The 17,590-nt window shown below is 73.5% G+C and carries 12 protein-coding genes; 2 read left to right on the top strand and 10 right to left on the bottom strand.

Going from position 1 to position 17,590, the window contains the following annotated elements; all coding sequences use genetic code 11:
* Positions 1-22 precede the first annotated feature (22 nt).
* From ACFFHC_RS06850 to ACFFHC_RS06810, 9 genes are all read right to left on the bottom strand, one after another.
* Positions 23-1,096 (bottom strand): PAC2 family protein, encoded by a 1,074-nt coding sequence (locus tag ACFFHC_RS06850; RefSeq protein WP_070705299.1) that lies wholly within the window; start codon positions 1,094-1,096, stop codon positions 23-25.
* A gap of 85 nt (positions 1,097-1,181) precedes the next feature.
* Positions 1,182-5,435 carry an ATP-dependent RNA helicase HrpA gene (hrpA, locus tag ACFFHC_RS06845; RefSeq protein WP_238329897.1) on the bottom strand — a complete coding sequence of 1,418 codons (4,254 nt, stop codon included), beginning with the start codon at positions 5,433-5,435 and terminating at the stop codon, positions 1,182-1,184.
* Positions 5,428-5,823 (bottom strand): monovalent cation/H(+) antiporter subunit G, encoded by a 396-nt coding sequence (gene mnhG / locus ACFFHC_RS06840; RefSeq protein ID WP_141494401.1) that lies wholly within the window; start codon positions 5,821-5,823, stop codon positions 5,428-5,430. The genes hrpA and mnhG overlap by 8 nt, the downstream gene beginning before the upstream one ends.
* Positions 5,820-6,146: an MrpF/PhaF family protein gene (locus tag ACFFHC_RS06835; protein ID WP_379804048.1), complete on the bottom strand. Its 327-nt coding sequence runs from the start codon at positions 6,144-6,146 to the stop codon at positions 5,820-5,822. Before ACFFHC_RS06835 ends, mnhG begins: the two co-directional genes overlap by 4 nt.
* Positions 6,143-6,655: a Na+/H+ antiporter subunit E gene (locus tag ACFFHC_RS06830; RefSeq protein WP_070705141.1), complete on the bottom strand. Its 513-nt coding sequence runs from the start codon at positions 6,653-6,655 to the stop codon at positions 6,143-6,145. The genes ACFFHC_RS06835 and ACFFHC_RS06830 overlap by 4 nt, the downstream gene beginning before the upstream one ends.
* On the bottom strand, positions 6,655-8,244 hold the full coding sequence (locus ACFFHC_RS06825; RefSeq protein WP_070705142.1) for a Na+/H+ antiporter subunit D: 1,590 nt from the start codon (positions 8,242-8,244) through the stop codon (positions 6,655-6,657). Before ACFFHC_RS06825 ends, ACFFHC_RS06830 begins: the two co-directional genes overlap by 1 nt.
* Complete coding sequence (locus ACFFHC_RS06820) at positions 8,241-8,828, bottom strand: Na(+)/H(+) antiporter subunit C (protein WP_070705143.1); 588 nt, start codon at positions 8,826-8,828, stop codon at positions 8,241-8,243. Before ACFFHC_RS06820 ends, ACFFHC_RS06825 begins: the two co-directional genes overlap by 4 nt.
* Complete coding sequence (locus tag ACFFHC_RS06815) at positions 8,825-11,836, bottom strand: Na+/H+ antiporter subunit A (RefSeq protein WP_379804038.1); 3,012 nt, start codon at positions 11,834-11,836, stop codon at positions 8,825-8,827. Before ACFFHC_RS06815 ends, ACFFHC_RS06820 begins: the two co-directional genes overlap by 4 nt.
* Before the next feature lie 58 nt (positions 11,837-11,894).
* Positions 11,895-13,112 (bottom strand): DUF445 domain-containing protein, encoded by a 1,218-nt coding sequence (locus tag ACFFHC_RS06810; RefSeq protein WP_238138184.1) that lies wholly within the window; start codon positions 13,110-13,112, stop codon positions 11,895-11,897.
* A 65-nt stretch (positions 13,113-13,177) separates the two neighbouring features.
* Between ACFFHC_RS06810 and ACFFHC_RS06805 the strand changes: the two genes are divergently transcribed.
* On the top strand, positions 13,178-14,989 hold the full coding sequence (locus ACFFHC_RS06805; RefSeq protein WP_070705890.1) for an AMP-dependent synthetase/ligase: 1,812 nt from the start codon (positions 13,178-13,180) through the stop codon (positions 14,987-14,989).
* Here the strand turns inward: ACFFHC_RS06805 and ACFFHC_RS06800 are convergent.
* Positions 14,980-15,873, bottom strand: a complete 894-nt coding sequence (locus tag ACFFHC_RS06800) for a hypothetical protein (protein ID WP_141494402.1) — start codon at positions 15,871-15,873, stop codon at positions 14,980-14,982. The two genes, ACFFHC_RS06805 and ACFFHC_RS06800, sit on opposite strands and share 10 nt — an antisense overlap.
* Positions 15,874-16,100: 227 nt before the next feature.
* Between ACFFHC_RS06800 and ACFFHC_RS06795 the strand changes: the two genes are divergently transcribed.
* Positions 16,101-17,477, top strand: a complete 1,377-nt coding sequence (locus ACFFHC_RS06795; RefSeq protein WP_379804031.1) for an L-serine ammonia-lyase — start codon at positions 16,101-16,103, stop codon at positions 17,475-17,477.
* Positions 17,478-17,590 lie beyond the last annotated feature (113 nt).

Here is a 17,590-nt window from a genome sequence, read left to right as displayed (position 1 = left end):
GTGCTCGAATCTAGCCGACGGGTCAGCGCCACGAGGTGGAACCGCCGGCGCTCGGGGGGTGACCCTCGTCGCCGTCGGGCTCCTCCGGGTCGCCCTCGCCGCGGGCGTCGTCGGCGCGGGGGCCGCGGTCGGATGCCCCCTTGTCGGTGGGCTCGTCGTCGCCGGGCTCGTTGGGGGCGTCCTTCATCGTGGCGCCGGAGGCCAGCCACTCCTCGAGGTCCGAGGCGATCTCGTCCGGGCTGGGCAGCTTGGCCACGTCGTGCGCGGTGAGGCTGCGACGCTGCTGGGAGCCCATGAACTCGTCGAACTGCTGCTCCATGGTGCGCACCACCTCGAGCGCCTCGGGGTTCTGCTCCACCAGCTCGTCGAGTTCACGTCGGTTCACCGCCGCGCGCTCCTCCAGGCCGTCCATCGGTACCTGGATGCCGGTGGACTCCGAGAGCGCGTGCAGCGCCGCCACGGTGCCGTCGAGCATCTCCCGGTCGGCCAGGTAGCCCGGCACGTGCACCGCGAAACCGATGGTGTCGAAGCCCTCCTCACCGAAGCGCAGGTGGGCCAGGCCGTCCACGCTGCCGGGCACCTGCATGGTGCCGAAGACCGACGCGTGGTCGGCGATGAGGCGCTCGTCCGAGGCGTAGGCGGTCAGGCCCGTGGGGCGGGTGTGGGGCACCTGCATCGGCGCGCCGTGGGCCGAGACCAGGGTGCGCACGCCGAACTCGCGGGCCAGCACCTGCAGCGCGGCGATGAAGCGCTCCCACTGGTAGTCCGGCTCGGGGCCGTTGACCAGCAGGAAGTGCCGGCCGGCCGGGTCGGTCACCCGGTGCACCACGAGCGTGGGCGCCGCCACCGAGATGTACCGGTCGCGCTGGAAGGTCAGCAGCGGGCGGCGCGCCCGGTAGTCCAGCAGGGCGTCCACGTCGAAGGTGGCCACCACGCGCGACTCCATGGTGGCCAGCACGTGGGCCACGGCGTTCTTCTCCACGTCCCCGGCGTCCACCAGTCCCCCGGTGGCCAGCCACATCACGTCGGTGCGCACCGAGCGCGGGTCGATGTCGGTGGGGTCCTCGATCCGGAACAGTGCGGTGGGGTCCTGCACGCGGGGCCTCCCTGGGTCCGTGGTCCTGCGGCCGCCGTCGCGGCGGGGCTCGCGGGCCCCGGGGGGTCACCGGGGCCGTGTGGGGTCAACGCCGCTGGCCGCGGCTCTGTTCCAGCGCCACCTCCACGGCGTCCATGGCCGCGTAGATGCGCTTCTCGCTCACCGCGTGCGCGGTGCCCAGCTGCTGGGCGAACAGGCTGACGCGCAGTTCCTCGGTCATCCACCGCAGGGCCCGCACGTCGGGTCGCAGGCGCTCGATGGCGTCCAGCCCGGCCAACAGGTCGCGCCGCTCGCGCTCCACGGTGTCCACCACGGCCTGTCGGTCGGCGTCGCGGGCGAGGTCGGTGGGCGCCTTGGTGGCGCGCACCTCCATCGCCCGCAGGTAGCGGGGCAGGTGACGCACCTGGGCGTACCCGGCCTCGGTGAGGAAGCCCGGGTGCACCAGACCCTTGAGCTGAGCGGTGAGGTCCGCGGCCAGCGGGGCCAGCCGGGGCGCAGTCATGCCCTCCACGGCGCGCTGCACCGCGGGGACGGCGGCGATGACGGGCCCGGCCGCCGCCACCATCTCCAGGATGCGGGGGGCGGCCTGCTGCTTTGCGGTGGCCAGCAGCTCGGCGAAGGCGGCCTCGTCGCGCACCGTGCCGGCGGTGGCCAGGCGCTCGGCGATGACCGAGTCCACGGCGGCGGCCAGTGCGTCGTCGAGCACCGCCTGGGTGGACCCGTGCGGGGCGGCGCCCAGAGCCAGCTTGGTCTGGTTGTCGACGCTGCGCAGGATGCGGTTCCACGGCGGGGTGAACCCGGCCAGCACGAGGCGGCGCAGGCCCAGTGCGTGCTCGTGCGCGGCCTGCCGCGGGTCGGCGAAGACCTGCACCCCGGCGGTGGTGCCCTCGTCCACGAGGGCCGGCCAGCCCTGCACGGCGCCGTCGTCGAAGTGGTCGGGCAGCTCGCCGATGCTCCAGCTCGTCAGGCCCGATGCGGTGAGCCCGGCGGCGGCGCCGGAGACGGCCTGCTGCAGCGACCCGGCCAGCTGGGCCTGCAGGGCGGTGAGGTCGGTGCCCTCGCCGAGGACCTTCGGCCCCCTGCCGCGGCGGCGCGGGCCGCCCTTGCCCCCGCGCTGGGGGCCGGACCCCTTCGGCCCCGGCTTCCCGGGTCCGCCGCCCGTACCGGTCTTGCCCGGCGCGGTGTCCTCGACCACGCGGAAGGTCATGCGCAGGTGCGCCGGCACGGTGGAGGCGTCGAAGTCAGCCGGGTCCAGCGGCGTACCGGTGCGCCGGGTGAGCGCCCGCGCCAGGGCGGCCGGGAAGCTGCCACTCCCCCGCACCGGCTGCGTGGCCGCGGCCCGCTCGTCACCCTCGAGCTCTGCTCGAAGGTCACCCAGGGCGGCCGCGGCGTGGTCCGGGGCGGGCACGAACGAGCGGCGCACTGCCTTGGGCAGGGAGCGCAGGAGCGCCACCGCCAGCTCCTCGCGCAGGCCCGGGACCTGCCAGTCGAAGCCCTCGTCGCGCACCCGGTTGAGCTGGCTCAACGTCAGGTGGACGGTCACACCGTCTGCCTCGGTGCCGGGCTCGAACTGGTAGGTCAGGGGCAGCTCCAGGTCGCCCTGCTGCCAGGTGGCCGGGAAGTCGGCCAGGTCCACGGCGGTGGGGTCCTCACCGGTCACCTCCTCCACCGACAGGTCCAGCAGGGCCGGGTCCTCGCGGCGGGCGGTCTTCCACCAGCTGTCGAAGTGCACCCCGGAGACGACCTCGGCGGGCAGCCGCTCGTCGTAGAAGCCGAAGAGCGCCTCGTCGTCGAGCAGGTCGCGGCGGCGGGAGCGCGCCTCGAGCTGCTCGATCTCGGCGAGGACCTTCTTGTTGTGGCCCCAGAAGGCGTGGCCGGTGTGCCAGTCCCCTTCCACCAGGGCGTGGCGGATGAAGAGCTCGCGCGCCAGCGCCGGGTCGACCCTCGCCAGGCCCACTTGCCGCCCGGCCACCAGCGGGATGCCCAGCAGGGTCACCCGCTCGTCGGCCACGGCCGAGCCCCGCTTGGAGGACCACCGCGGCTCGGAGTACTGCCGCTTCACCAGGTGCGCGGCGGCCTCCTCCACCCACGCCGGGTCCACCGTGGCATTGGTGCGCGCCCACAGCCTGGTGGTCTCCACCAGCTCGGCCGAGACGATCCAGTCCGGACGGGTGCGGAAGAGCCCCGAGCCGGGCTGGATGGAGAAGTGCGCCCCCCGGGCGCCCAGGTAGTCCCGGGCCTCCCGGTCGCGCAGGCCCACCTGGCTGAGCAGGCCGGGCAGCAGGCTGCGGTGCACCACCTCGGCCTTGGCCGGGTCCACCGGCGCGAAGCCCTCGTCGCGCTGCCGGGCGCGGTCGGACTCCACGCCCACCGACGAGTCCGCCCAGCCCAGGCCCTTCACCACGCTGCGCAGCTGATGGTGCACGTCCACCCACTCGCGCAGCCGCAGGTAGTGCAGGAACTCCGCGTGGCACAGGCGGCGGAAGGCCGAGCCCGACAGCGTGCCCTTGCGCTCGCGCACGTAGGCCCACAGGTTGAGCAGGGCCACGAAGTCGGAGTTCTCGTCCTTGAACCGGGCGTGCAGCTGGTCGGCGCGCTCGCGCTTCTCGGCCGGACGCTCCCGCGGGTCCTGGATACTCAGCCCGGCCACGATGACGAGCACCTCGGCCAGCGCCCCACGGCGGTGGGCCTCGAGCAGCATCCGGGCCAGGCGCGGGTCGGCCGGGATGGACGCCAGCTGGCGCCCCTCCTCGGTGAGGCGCACGACACCGCCGGAGGAGGCGGTCTGCCGGGTCACGGCCCCCAGCTCGTGGAGCAGGCGCAGGCCGTCGGTGACCAGCCGGGAGTCCGGCGGGTCCACGAAGGCGAAGCGCTGCACGTCGCCCAGCCCCAGGTGCGCCATCTGCAGGATGACGCTGGCCAGCGAGGTGCGCTGGATCTCCGGGTCGGTGAACTGCGGGCGCGCCTCGAAATCCTCCTGGGAGTACAGGCGGATGCAGATGCCCGCGCTCACGCGTCCGGAGCGGCCCGCACGCTGGTTGGCCGAGGCCTGGGAGATCTTCTCGATGGGCAGGCGCTGCACCTTGAGCCGCTGGGAGTACCGGCTGATGCGCGCCGTGCCGGTGTCCACGACGTACCGGATGCCGGGCACGGTGAGCGAGGTCTCGGCCACGTTGGTGGCCAGCACCACGCGGCGCTTCGTGTGGGGCGCGAAGACGCGCTGCTGCTCGGCGGCCGAGAGGCGACCGTAGAGCGGCACGATCTCTGTGCCCGGCAGCTTGAGCCCCTCGAGGCCGTCCACGGCGTCGCGGATCTCCCGCTCGCCGGAGCAGAACACGAGGATGTCGCGGTCCTGCGGGCGTGGGTCGTCGGCGGGCACGTCCTCGGTCCAGAGCTCCTGCACCGCCTCGGCGATGCCGGTGACCTGGTCGATCTCCTCCTCGGAGTAGGTGCTCTCGTCGTAGCCCTCGGGGTCCTCCAGGGCGTGCGGGTTGGAGGCGTCCAGGGTGCTCAGCGGGCGGTAGCGCACCTCCACCGGGTAGGTGCGCCCGGAGACCTCCACCACCGGCACCGGGCCGCCCACGGCGTCGGCGAAGTGGTCGGCGAAGCGCTGCGGGTCGATGGTGGCCGAGGTGATGATCACCTTGAGGTCCGGCCGCTGGGGCAGCAGCTGGTGCAGGTAGCCGAGGATGAAGTCGATGGTGAGGCTGCGCTCGTGCGCCTCGTCGATGATGAGCGTGTCGTAGGCGCGCAGCTGCCGGTCGAACTGCATCTGGTTGAGCAGGATGCCGTCGGTCATCACCTTGACCAGCGTCTGCGGGCTGGTCATGTCGGTGAAGCGCACCTGGTAGCCGACCGGGCCGGTGGGGTCCTCGAGCTCGACGCCCAGCTCGTGGGCGATGCGGTCGGCCACGGAGCGGGCCGCGATGCGGCGGGGCTGGGTGTGGCCGATCATGCCGGTGACGCCGCGCCCGAGCTCCAGACAGATCTTGGGCAGCTGAGTGGTCTTGCCCGATCCGGTCTCGCCGGCCACCACGACCACCTGGTGGTCGCGGATGGCGGCCGCCAGGTCGTCCTTGCGGTCGACGACTGGCAGGTCGGGCCAGGTGAGCTCCGGTACCGAGGCGCGGCGGGCCTCGACCTGCTCGGGGGTCAGCGGGCGCGGACCCCGCGGAGCGCGGGCCCCACCGCGGGGTCCGCGTCCTCCCCCACGACCACCACGGCCGCGGCCCCGACCACGACCCCGACCACGACCTGCGCCGGCGCCACCGGCGTCACCACGGCCCCGTCCCGGCGCACCGCGACGGGGGCCACCGGGCTGCTCGGGCCCCTCAGCCATCGGCCCGGGTGGCGCGCGCACCGGCCCCGGCGGCGGACGCGCTGGACGGCGTGCCGGCCTGCCCGTCGGCGGCGGCAGGGTCCTCGTACAGCGGCAGGCGCACCTGCCCGGTGCGCAGGGCACCTCGGCCCACCATGTGCGCCGAGACCGGGGCGGTGAGGAACTGGAAGAGCACGGTCAGGGCCACGGCACCCCACACCGCCCACTCGCGCACCACGAGGCACAGGCCCAGGCCCAGCAGCACCAGGCCCAGGGTCTGCGGCTTGGTGGCGGCGTGCATGCGGGTGAGCACGTCGGGGAAGCGCACCAGCCCGATGGCGGCCACGAGCGAGAGCAGCGAACCCACGAGCATGAGCACGCCGCCGACGATCTGCAGGACGTCGGTCACGAGGGCCTCCCGTCGGCGGACATGTCGACCCGCTCGTCGCGGGCCCAGCCGCGGTCGCGGTCGCGGGCGGCGTAGCGGCCGGCGGCCACCGCCCCCAGGAAGGCCACGAGCGACAGCGAGACCATCACCGTGGTGACCTGCGGGAACTGCCACCAGGCACCGATGAGGCAGAAGAAGCCGAAGAGCACGCTCACGAGCACGTCGGAAGCCACCATGCGGTCCAGCCCCGCGGGTCCCCGCACGATGCGCACCAGGGCCAGGCCAGCGGCGGCCACCAGCACGGCGGCCGATCCGGCCAGCAGCCAGGTCGCGATCTCGTTCATCGGTCCTCCCGGCGGTAGTCGGCGTCGAAGGCGGCCAGCACGCGGCGCTCCTGCTCCAGGCACTCCTGGCGCACGGCCTCGGCGTCGGCCTCGTCCTTCACGCCCAGGCAGTGCACGTGCGCCACCCGGGTCTCGTCGTCGAGGTCGATCACCATCGTGCCCGGCACGAGGGTGATGAGCTCGGAGGTGATGGTCTGGAAGAGCTCCTCGTCGGCGGCGAAGCGCACCGTGATGATGGCCGCGTCCGTCGTCCGGCCGGGAAGCAGGGCCATCATCGAGACGTCCCAGACCGCCTTGGCGAGGTCCTTGAGGAAGAGCACCACGAGCACCAGCAGCGCCCACGGCCGCACCGTCGCGTTGAGGTTGAGCCGCGGCAGCGGCGAGGCGAGGGTCACGAAGAGCCCGACCACGAGGCCGCCGAAGAGGATCATCGGCGAGTACGAGCCCCACGCCACGACCCACACGACCACGAGCCACAGCAGCGGGAGGAGCTGGAGTCGGCGCACCATCAGTGACCCCCCTGCTCGGTCGGGTCGAGCGGGGCCGGGTAGTGGCTGCCCGCGGTGTCCGCGGCGTCGGCCACGGCCTGCACGTAGCTGCTCCGGTTCACCAGGTCGGCCGCGGCGCGCTCGCTCACCCCGTAGATCGGGCCGGCGAAGACCGTCAGGCCGATGCCGACGAGCACCAGCACACCGGTGGGCAGGAACAGCCCGGGGCCGATGGGCACGGCCTGCTGCCCCATCCCCTCGGCGCGGTTGGGGGCGCCCCAGAAGGACTTGGCCCAGGTCTTGGCGATGGCGTACAGCGTGAGCAGCGAGGTGACCACGCTGCCGGCCACCAGCAGCCACAGCATCGGGGTGCCGATCTGGGCGGCGGCCCGCATGAGACCGACCTTGCCGATGAACCCGGAGAACGGCGGGATGCCCGCGAGATTCATGGCCGGGACGAACCACAGCAGCGCGATCCACGGCGCGGTGCGGATGAGGCCGCCCAGACGGTCGAGCGTGCTCACGCCCGTGCGGCGCTGCACCATGCCCGTCACGAGGAACAGCGTGGCCTGGATGAGGATGTGGTGGATCACGTAGAAGATCGCCGCGGCGATGCCGGCCGGCGTGCCGATGGCCAACCCGAAGAGCATGTAGCCGATGTGGCTCACGAGGGTGAACGAGATCATCCGCTTGACCTCGGTCTGCGCCACGGCGCCGAGGATGCCCACCACCATCGTGAGCAGCGCCGCCCAGAGCATGAGCTCGTGGAGGATGCCGCCTGGGAAGACGAGGGTCTGCGTGCGGATCATCGCGTACACGCCCACCTTGGTGAGCAGACCGGCGAAGACGGCCGTGACCGGCGCCGGCGCCGTCGGGTAGGAGTCCGGCAGCCAGGAACTCATGGGGAACACGGCGGCCTTGATGGCGAAGCCCACCAGCAGCAGCGCCTGCAGCATCACCTGCGTGCCCTGGGGCAGCTCGGCCATGCGCTGGGAGACCTGCGCCAGGTTCACCGTGCCGGTGGCGGTGTAGACCATGGCCACGGCGAAGAGGAACACCGTGGAGCTCAGCAGCGAGACGAAGGCGTAGGTGACGCCGGCGCGCACGCGGGAGACCGTGCCGCCGAGCGTGAGCAGCACGAAGCTGGCACCGAGCAGCACCTCGAAGCCCACGTACATGTGGAACAGGTCGCCGGAGACGAAGGTGGTGGCCACGCCGGCGGTCATCACCAGCAGCGAGGGGTGGAAGATCGGCAGCGGGGCCTTGCCGCTGGCCTCCTGGTCGAAGGACTCGCGCCCCTCGGCGTTGGAGTACCAGAGCACACCCAGGATGATCGTGAAGCCCACGATGAGCATGAGCGCCGAGAGCCGGTCGACCACCAGCACGATGCCCTCGTAGGGCACCCAGGCACCGGTGGCCACCACCTGCGGGCCGCGGGTGTCCGCGGCCCACAGCAGCAGCACCGAGCCGGCCAGGCAGGCCGCCACCACGGCGGTGGAGATGATGCGCTGCACCAGCGTGTGCCGCCCGGCGGCGAGCGTCACGCCCGCGGCCAGCAGCGGCAGCATCACCAGCAGCGGCGCGATGAAGGAGAGGTTCACCTCGCTCATCGGCGGCCTCCCCTCGAGTCCACGGGCGGTTGGTCGTCCTCGAGCGGCTGGAAGGCCCGCGCGCGGTGGCGGCGGATCTCCCGGCGGCGCTCCTTGAAGCGGCGCACGGCCAGCTCCATGTAGTGGTCGCCCTCGGCGTCCACGTCCACGTCGTCCACGTCGTCGGGCGTGAGGTCGTCGTCGCCGGCGAAGTCCGAGCCGGACATGTCGCTGCGGTCGGCCCGCAGCACGATGCGCAGGTCCTCCGGGTCGTGGGTGACGCGGTCGGTGCCGGCCAGCTGCCACGAGCGGTGCGCCAGGGCCAGCAGGAAGGCCACGAGCCCCAGCGAGATGACGATCGCGGTGAGCATCATCGCCTGCGGCAGCGGGTCGGCCATGTCCTCGCCGGGCACCTGCCCGATGATCGGCGGCTCCCCGGGCGGGGACGCGGCACCCAGGAAGAGCAGGTTGACGCCGTTGCCCACCAGCACGAAGCCGATGAGCATGCGCACGATCGAGCGCGCCAGCATCAGGTACACACCGCAGCCCACGAGCACGGCACCGACGCCGAGGAGGGCCAGGGAGGGGGTCATCGGCTCGCTCACGCGTCCACCTCCGGTCGTTCGACGGGTCGGTCGGTGTGGCGCAGGCCGTAGCGGTGGAACTCGTCGTCCGCGTGGCGGCTCAGCGCGTCACGGTGCCCCTCGCCGCGCTCGGACTCGATCTGCTGGTCCACGCCGGCTCCGAGGCTCGTGAGCAGGCCCACGCCCATGCCGACGACCACGAGGTAGACCCCGACGTCGAAGAAGGCGGGGGTCACCAGGTGCAGGTGGCCCAGCACCGGGACGTCCAGGTTGAACACCCACGACTGCAGGGGCTCTCCCCCGGCCACCATGCCGAGCACACCGGTGGTCACCGCGAGGCCCAGGCCGGCGCCCATGAGGGTGCCCGAGAGCACCGGGGCCGCGGCGCGCAGCTCGTCGGCCTCACCGGCCAGGTAACGCACGGTGAGCGCCAGCGTGGCGATGAGGCCACCGGCGAAGCCGCCGCCGGGCGCGTCGTGGCCCACGAGCAGCACGTACAGGCTCCACACCACCATCGAGTGGAAGACCAGGCGGGTGACCACCTCGAGCACCGCCGAGCGGCGGGTGTGCTTCATGTTCACCGCGTCGGCCAGCCAGCGGGAGCCCTCGGTGTCGGCCTCCAGGTGCATGGTGCGGCGGGTGCGGGTGGCCGAGGCGGCCACGCGGGCGGTCTCCAGCACCTCCTCGCGCAGGAAGACCAGCGAGGCCACACCGGTGGCGCAGACGAGCACCACGGCGATCTCACCCATGGTGTCCCAGCCTCGGGTGTCCACGAGGATCACGTTGACCACGTTGTGGCCACCGCCCTTGGTGTACGCGGTCTCCAGCAGGCCGGCGCTGGCCGGGACGTGCGCGCGGGAGGCCGCGGAGACCAGCGCCACCAGGGTGAGCACACCGGCCACCCCCACGGCGATGAGCACGCGCAGCACCTTCTCCACCCGGCGCGGGGTGTCCGGGAACTGGCCGGCCATGCGGCGCAGCACGAGGATGAACACCACGATGGAGATGCTCTCCACCATGAGCTGCGTGAGCGCGAGGTCCGGGGCGCCGTAGAGCATGAAGAGCGCCGCCGAGCCGTAGCCGGTGACGCCGGCGAGCACCACCGCGCGCAGGCGGCGGGTGGAGAGCGCGGCCAGCACACCGGCGGCGGCGGTCACCACGGCAACACCCAGCTGGGCCCACGAGTCCATGAGGCGGTAGTGCTCGGGCATCGGCACGTCCTGCATGAGCAGGACCCCCACCGGCACGGCCACGGCCACCACGAAGATCATGCCCAGGGTCACCGGCAGCGAGCCGCGCTGGAACAGGCCCGTGACCGCCAGCGCCCCCCGGTCCACCGCGCGCATGGTCAGCTGGAAGCCGCGCTCGGCGCCGGGCAGGCCCAGGGCGGCCACGCCGCGCTGGAAGCCGTTGACCTGGCGGCGACGCAGGTGCAGCACCACACCGACGGCGTAGGTGAGCAGCGTGAAGGCCAGGACCACGGTCCAGCCGTGCCAGAGCCCCAGGTGCAACGGGTGCTCCGAGGCCGGCCAGAAGGACGCGTAGTTGCCCACCACCGGCTCCAGCAGGGGGCCGCTGGCCAGGCCGAGCACGATGGTGCCGACGGCCAGCAGGGCGGGGCTGGCCTGGAGGAAGAAGCCCGGGGCGTGCACCGGTGTGGCCGGCTTGGTGCGCTGGGTGCGGAAGGCGCCGCACAGGAAGCGGGCCGAGTAGGCGAAGGTCATCATCGAGCCGACGAGCACGACCAAGAAGGCCACACCCTCCCGCGTGGCCCAGCCGTGCACCGTCGGGTCCAGCGCCGTGTAGGCGCCCTCCTTGCTCACGAAGCCGAGCAGCGGCGGCAGGCCCGCCATCGAGGCCGCGGAGACGCAGGCGGTGGCGAAGAGCAGCGGCATGCTCCGCGACAGGCCCGAGAGGCGGCGCAGGTCGCGGGTGCCGGTGCAGTGGTCGATGGCGCCGACCACGAGGAACAGCGAGCCCTTGAACAGGGCGTGGGCCAGTAGCAGCACCAGGCCCGCGCGGGCGGCGTCCTGGGTGCCGTGGCCGACCACGAGCACGAGGAAGCCCAGCTGGCTCACGGTGCCGTAGGCCAGCACCAGCTTGATGTCCACCTGGCGCAGCGAGCGGTAGGCACCCACCAGCATCGTGGGGCCACCGAGCAGCAGCACGGCCCACTGCCACACCTCGAGGTGGGCGAAGGCCGGGGCGAAACGGGCCACCAGGTAGATGCCGGCCTTCACCATGGCCGCCGCGTGCAGGTAGGCGCTCACCGGCGTGGGCGCGGCCATGGCGCCCGGGAGCCAGAAGTGGAAGGGCACCTGGGCCGACTTGGTGAAGGCACCCACGAGCAGCAGCACCACCGAGGTGGTGACCAGGGCGTCCGCCTGCGGCGGGTGCGCCAGCAGGTTGCTGATGGAGTAGCTGCCCGTCGCGGCCCCCAGGCCGATGATGCCCACGAGCATGGCCAGCCCACCGCCGGCGGTGATGACCAGCGCCTCCATGGCCGCCGAGCGGGAGTGGCGCGAGGTGATGCGGTGCCCGATGAGCAGGAAGGACAGGATGCTGGTGAGCTCCCAGAACACGTAGAGCACCAGCATGTTGTCGGTGGTGACCAGGCCCAGCATCGCGCCGGCGAAGGCGGTGAGCGAGCCGGCGAACAGGCCCAGCCCCTCCTCGTCGTCGGAGAAGTACCCGGTGCAGTAGAGCAGCACGAGCGTGCCCACGCCGGCCACCACCATCGCCAGCAGCCAGGACAGGCCGTCGAGGCGGAAGTCCAGGTCCATGCCCAGCTGGGGCACCCAGGTCCACGACTCGGTGACCGCCGGCGGCAGTCCGGCCGACCCGTGGCCGACCCCGTGGTGGGGGTGGTCGGTGGCGCCGGCGTGCACGGTCGCGGCCTGGCGCACGAGGTAGACCACGGTGGCCAGCGACGGCACCGAGAGCGGGATGAACGCCCGGGAACCCATCGCGCGGACGAGCCACGGCGCGGCCAGGGCGGCCACGAGGTGCGCGAGGATCAGCACGAGCACGGGGCGCCTCCTGGGGTGGGCCGGTCGGGGGTGGGTCGCACGGATTCTACGAGGCGGCTCACAGGACCTGGGTGAGGGCGTGCAGCACCAGCCCCACGAGTCCGCCCACGACCGTGCCGTTGATGCGGATGAACTGCAGGTCCTTGCCCACGTAGGCCTCGAGGAGCTCCGCGGTCTGCGTGGCGTCCCAGCCGGCCACGGTGTCGGAGATCACGCCGGCGAGCTCGGAGCCGTGCCGCTCCACGAGGGCACCCACCACCTCGGCGCTGCGCTCGTCCAGCGAGGCGCACACGGCCGGGTCGGCGGCCACGCCGCGGGCCGCCTCGGCGAGCGCCGTGGCGGCACGGCGCGGCAGCACCCCGTCGGGGTCGGCGAGCGCCTCGTCCAGGACCACCGCCAGGCCCTCCCACAGCTCGGCCACGGTGGTGGCCGCCGAGGGGTCGGTGAGCACCCGTTCCTGCAGGCGCGCCATCGCCTCGGCGGTGCCGGGGTCGTGCTGCAGGTCCCGGGCCAGGTCCCCCAGCAGGTCGTCGACGCTGGCGCGGACGCGGTGGTCGGGCTGGCGCTGCACGTCACGCGCCCAGCCCAGCAGCTCGGCGTGGATGCGTTCCACCACCGCGTCGTCCACCCACTGGGGCGACCACCACGGCGCCCGGGTGCGCACGATGAACTGCACACGCTCGGGGTGCGCGGTCAGCCAGTCCACGGCCTCGTCCACCACGAGGTCCACCAGCCGGCGGTGCGCCCCGGTGCGCAGCACCTCCTCGAGCCAGCGCCCGGCCAGCGGGGCCAGGGGCTCGCGGGCCAGGCGCGGCAGCAGGTGCTCGCCGGCCACCTCGGCCACGGTCCGGCGGTCGGCGGCGGCCAGGGCGCGTCGGGCGGCGGGCAGCAGCTCCGTCACCACGGAGCGGGCGTTCTCCTCGCGCCCCACCCAGCGGGCCGCGCGGGCGCTCACCCCGGCGCGCACCCACCGGTCGCGGGCGGTGGGACCGGTGAGGAAGTTGGTGGCCACGAAGTCCTCGAGCGCCCGGCCGATGTCGTCCTTGCGCCGCGGGATGATCGCGGTGTGCGGCACCGGCACGCCAAGGGGGTGGCGGAAGAGGGCGGTGACGGCGAACCAGTCGGCCACCGCGCCCACCATCGAGGCCTCCGCGGCGGCGTGGACGTAACCCCAGGCGCCGTCGTCGGGGGTGAGCAGGAAGACCACCGCCGCCAGCAGCAGCAGCCCGGTGGCCACGGCCTGCATGCGGCGCACGGCCGCCCGGTCCGGTGTCATGGCGCCATGGTTCCACGCGGTCCTCCCCGGCCGGGCGGGCGCCCCGGGTGCGTACCCTGACCCGCATGTCGACGCTCGCACCGCTCAGCCAGCACCTCCGCGACACCGCCGCGGCCCACCCGGGGGTGGTGGCCCAGCGCGAGCTCGTCGACGGCACCTGGCAGGAGTGGACCTACGCCGAGTTCGCCGAGCGCGCCACCGCCCTGGCCGCCCACCTGGTGTCCCACGGCCTGGGCACCGGGGACCGCGTGGCCCTGGTCTCCCCCAACTGCCCGGCCTGGTCGGTGGTCGACTACGGCGCGATGTCGGCCGGCGCCACCGTGGTGCCGGTGCACCTGACCTCCGGCTCGGCCCAGAAGCGCTACGTGCTGGAGCACAGCCGCGCCACCGTGGTGGCCGTGCTGGGCGACGAGGAGCTCGCCCTCGTGGCCGACATGGTGGACACCGCGCACCTGCAGCAGGTGCTGGCCCTGGAGTGCTCCCCCGCCGCGCGGGAGGCCGCCGCGTCCACCACGGGGGCCCCGGTGGTGGACCTCGAGGAGGCGGTGGCCACCGGACGCGCCGCCGACGCGGCCACGCGCGCCGAGGTGGTGCGCCGCATCGAGCAGGCGGACCTGGACGACCTGGCCACGATCCTCTACACCTCGGGCACCACCGGGGTGCCCAAGGCCGTGCCGCTCACGCACCGCAACCTCACCACCCAGTTCGCCACCATCGCCGAGCGCTTCGACTACGCGCCGGGTCAGCGCTCCCTGAGCTTCCTGCCGCTCTCCCACGCCCTGGAGCGCGCGTGGACCGCGTTCGGCGTGCAGCAGGGCCTCACCATCGCCTACTGCCGCAACCCGCGGGAGGTGCAGCCGCTGCTGGCCGCCGCCCGGCCGCAGGTGATGGTGAGCGTGCCCCGCCTCTACGAGCGCGTCTACGCCGGTGCCCACGCCAACGCCGACAGGAACGGCGTCACACGGCGCCTCTTCGACTGGGCGATGCGGGTGGGACTGCGCCGCAACCTGGCCCGCCGCAGCGGCGAGCGCGTCCCGGTGGCCACCGAGGCCGCCTACCGCGTGGCCGACCGGCTCGTGCTGCACCGCATCCGCGACGTGCTGGGCGGGCCCAAGACGTGCATGGCCGCCGGCGGTGCCGCGCTGCGCCGCGAGGTGGAGGAGTTCCTGCTGGCCGCCGACCTGCTGGTCTCGCAGGGGTACGGCCTCTCGGAGACCTCCCCGGTGGTCTCCTGCCCCGGTGTGCGCACCTGGCGGTTCGGCACCGTCGGCCAGCCGATCCGCGGCATGGAGGTGCGCATCGTGCCCCAGCCCGACGGGCCGGACACCCCGGGCGTCGGCGAGATCCAGGTGCGCGGCGACGGCGTGTTCTCCGGCTACCTGCCCAATCTCGACGGCAGCGACCCCGCGCCGGGGGCGTTCACCGAGGACGGGTGGTTCCGCACCGGGGACCTGGGCCGTCTGGACGAGGACGGCTTCCTCTCCCTGACCGGCCGGTCCAAGGAGATCATCGTCACCGACGGCGGGCGCAACGTCGCCCCGGCCGCCATCGAGGGCGTGCTGGAGAGCGACGAGGTCATCGAGTACTCGATGGTCGTGGGCGACGGCCGCCCCTACCTGACGGCCGTGGTGTCGCTGGACGCCGCGGCGGTGTCCGAGCAGCTCGGCGAGGTCTCCGGCGAGGAGCTCCAGCGCCTGGTGGCCGAGCGGGTGTCCGCGCTCACCGCCGACCTCGCCCGCTACGAGCACATCACCAAGGTCGTGGTGGCCCCCGAGCCGTTCACGATGGAGGGCGGGGAGCTGACCCCCACGCTCAAGGTGCGCCGCACGGTGGTGGCCGAGAAGTACGCCCGCGAGCTCGACGCGCTCTACCGCTGAGGCGGCAGGAAGACCACGCGGTCGCTCAGCTCGAAGGCCTGCACCACGTCGAGCACGGTGTCCTGCGGGTCCTTCACGCCGAACACCACCGGGAAGCGGGCGGTCTCCCCGGGCTCCAGGTCCTGGGCGGGCTGGGAGTTGATGCCGTTGCCGGAGTCGAAGACCCGGGAGGCCGGCTCCCCGGCGCTCTGGGCACTGATACGGAAGTCGCTGAGCCGGAAGGACTCCGGGCTACGGTTGGTGAGCGTCACCTCGTAGCGCTCGAACTGGCTGAAGCCGTCGGTGCCGGCCGCCGCCGGGGAGGGGATGAAGGGCTCCCCCTCGGTCACGTGCGCGACGAGGCCGGACTCCCACCGGAACGCCTCGCCCCGGTGCGGGATGGAGGGCTCGCTCACCACCTTGCCCAGGGAGTCGGCGGCCCCGGCCTCGGCCGGCTCGGACGCGCTGTCCTCGGGGGACGGCGTCTCGGAGGGGTCGGTGCCCGTGGCGTCGTCGCTCTCGGTGGCGTCGTCGCTCTCGGTGGCGTCGTCGCTCTCGGTGGCGCCGTCGCTCTCCGACGGGGTCGGCTCGCCCTCGCTGCTCGTGGGCTCGGTGCTCGCGGGCTCGCCGGGGGTCTCCCCAGGCGTCGTCCTCGGCGCGCCGTCGCCGGTCGGCGCGGCGTCCCCCGTCGGGTCGGTCGCCCCCTCGGAGGAGGACGGGGAGGCCTCCGTGGGCGCCTCGGTGGAGGTGGCGCTGCTCGTCGGGTCGCTGCTCGCTCCCCCGATGCCGATGGAGACCCCACCGCACCCGGCCACGGCGCCGCTGGCCACCAGCGCCGCACCCGCCACCAGCAGGGTGCGTCCGCGCGCGGCGCGGGGCGTGGGGGTGGGGCGGCGCAGCGGCATCGGTGTCCTCCTGGTCGGGCCGGTCGGCCGGGGCGGGCCGCCCTCCCCCGGGAGTCGCGGCCAGGCACACCGGCGGCACCCCATGCTACGGCAGCACGCCGGGGCCTCCCGGGCGGCCGCGCCCCGGCGGGCGCGCGCCATCGTGCGCGCGGAGGGTTCGGTGAGACACTGTGCGACGGCCCGCGACCACCCCCGCGGGCACCGTCTACCCCCACCAAGGAGTGACAGTGGCGCTCAGCGTGTTCGACCTGTTCTCGATCGGCATCGGCCCCTCCAGCTCGCACACCGTCGGGCCGATGCGGGCCGCCGTGATGTTCGCGGAGAAGCTCGGCGAGGAGGGCGTGCTCGAGAAGGTGGAGCGCATCCACGCCCAGCTGTACGGCTCGCTCGGCGCCACCGGCGTGGGGCACGGCTCGGACAAGGCCGTCATGCTCGGCCTGGCCGGTGAGCGCCCCGAGGTCTGCGACCCGCGCGCCGTGGAGGACACCCTGCAGCGCATCCGGCAGGACAAGCGCCTGCCGCTCAACGGCGGCCGCGAGATCCGCTTCGACGAGGACACCGACCTCGTGCTCCACCGCCGCAAGACCCTGCCGCTGCACCCCAACGGCATGAGCTTCACCGCCTTCGACGCCGACGGCACCCAGCTCAGCGAGCACGTCTACTACTCCGTGGGCGGCGGCTTCGTGGTCAACGAGAACGCCGACGGCGAGACCCACATCGTGGAGGACGACACCCCGCTGCCGCACTACTTCACCACCGGCGACCAGCTGCTGGCTATCTGCCGCGAGACCGGCATGACCATCCCGCAGGTGATGATGGAGAACGAGAAGGTGTGGCGCTCCGAGGAGGAGGTGCGCGCCGGCCTGCTGGAGATCTGGCAGGTGATGCGCGAGTGCGTGCACAACGGCACCCACGCCACCGGCACCCTGCCCGGCGGGCTCAAGGTGCCGCGCCGCGCCCCCGCCCTGTGGGAGGCGCTGGAGCAGGCCGGCCGCGAGTCCACCGACCCGCTGTCGGGCATGGACTGGATCACCGTGTACGCGCTGGCGGTCAACGAGGAGAACGCCTCGGGCGGCCGCGTGGTGACCGCCCCCACCAACGGTGCGGCCGGCATCATCCCGGCGGTGCTGCACTACTACGTGGACTTCGTGCCCGGCGCCGACGACGACGGCGTGGTCGACTTCCTGCTCACCGCCGGCGCCATCGGCGTGGTGTTCAAGGAGAACGCGTCCATCTCCGGTGCCGAGGTGGGCTGCCAGGGAGAGGTCGGCTCGGCCTGCTCGATGGCGGCCGGCGCGTTCGCGCAGGTCATCGGCGGCACGCCCGAGCAGGTGGAGAACGCCGCCGAGATCGGCATGGAACACAACCTGGGCCTCACCTGCGACCCGGTGGGCGGCCTCGTGCAGATCCCCTGCATCGAGCGCAACGCCGTGGCCTCGGTCAAGGCCATCACCTCGGCCCGCACCGCGCTGCGCGGCAACGGCTCGCACATCGTCAGCCTGGACAAGGTCGTCAAGACCATGAAGGAGACGGGTGCGGACATGAAGGTGAAGTACAAGGAGACCGCGCGCGGCGGACTGGCGGTGAACGTCATCGAGTGCTGAGGCGCTCCCCCGCCCGCACTCCCCACCCGCCCCGCCCCGACCCGGCCCCGACGCAGAAGCCCGCCTCCGGTCCAGAGGTACGCCTCATGGCCCGTACCTCTGGACCGCAGGCG

Source organism: Kytococcus schroeteri, from assembly GCF_042433515.1.
Lineage (GTDB): Bacteria > Actinomycetota > Actinomycetes > Actinomycetales > Dermatophilaceae > Kytococcus > Kytococcus schroeteri.
This window is presented reverse-complemented; position numbering and strand designations above follow the sequence as displayed.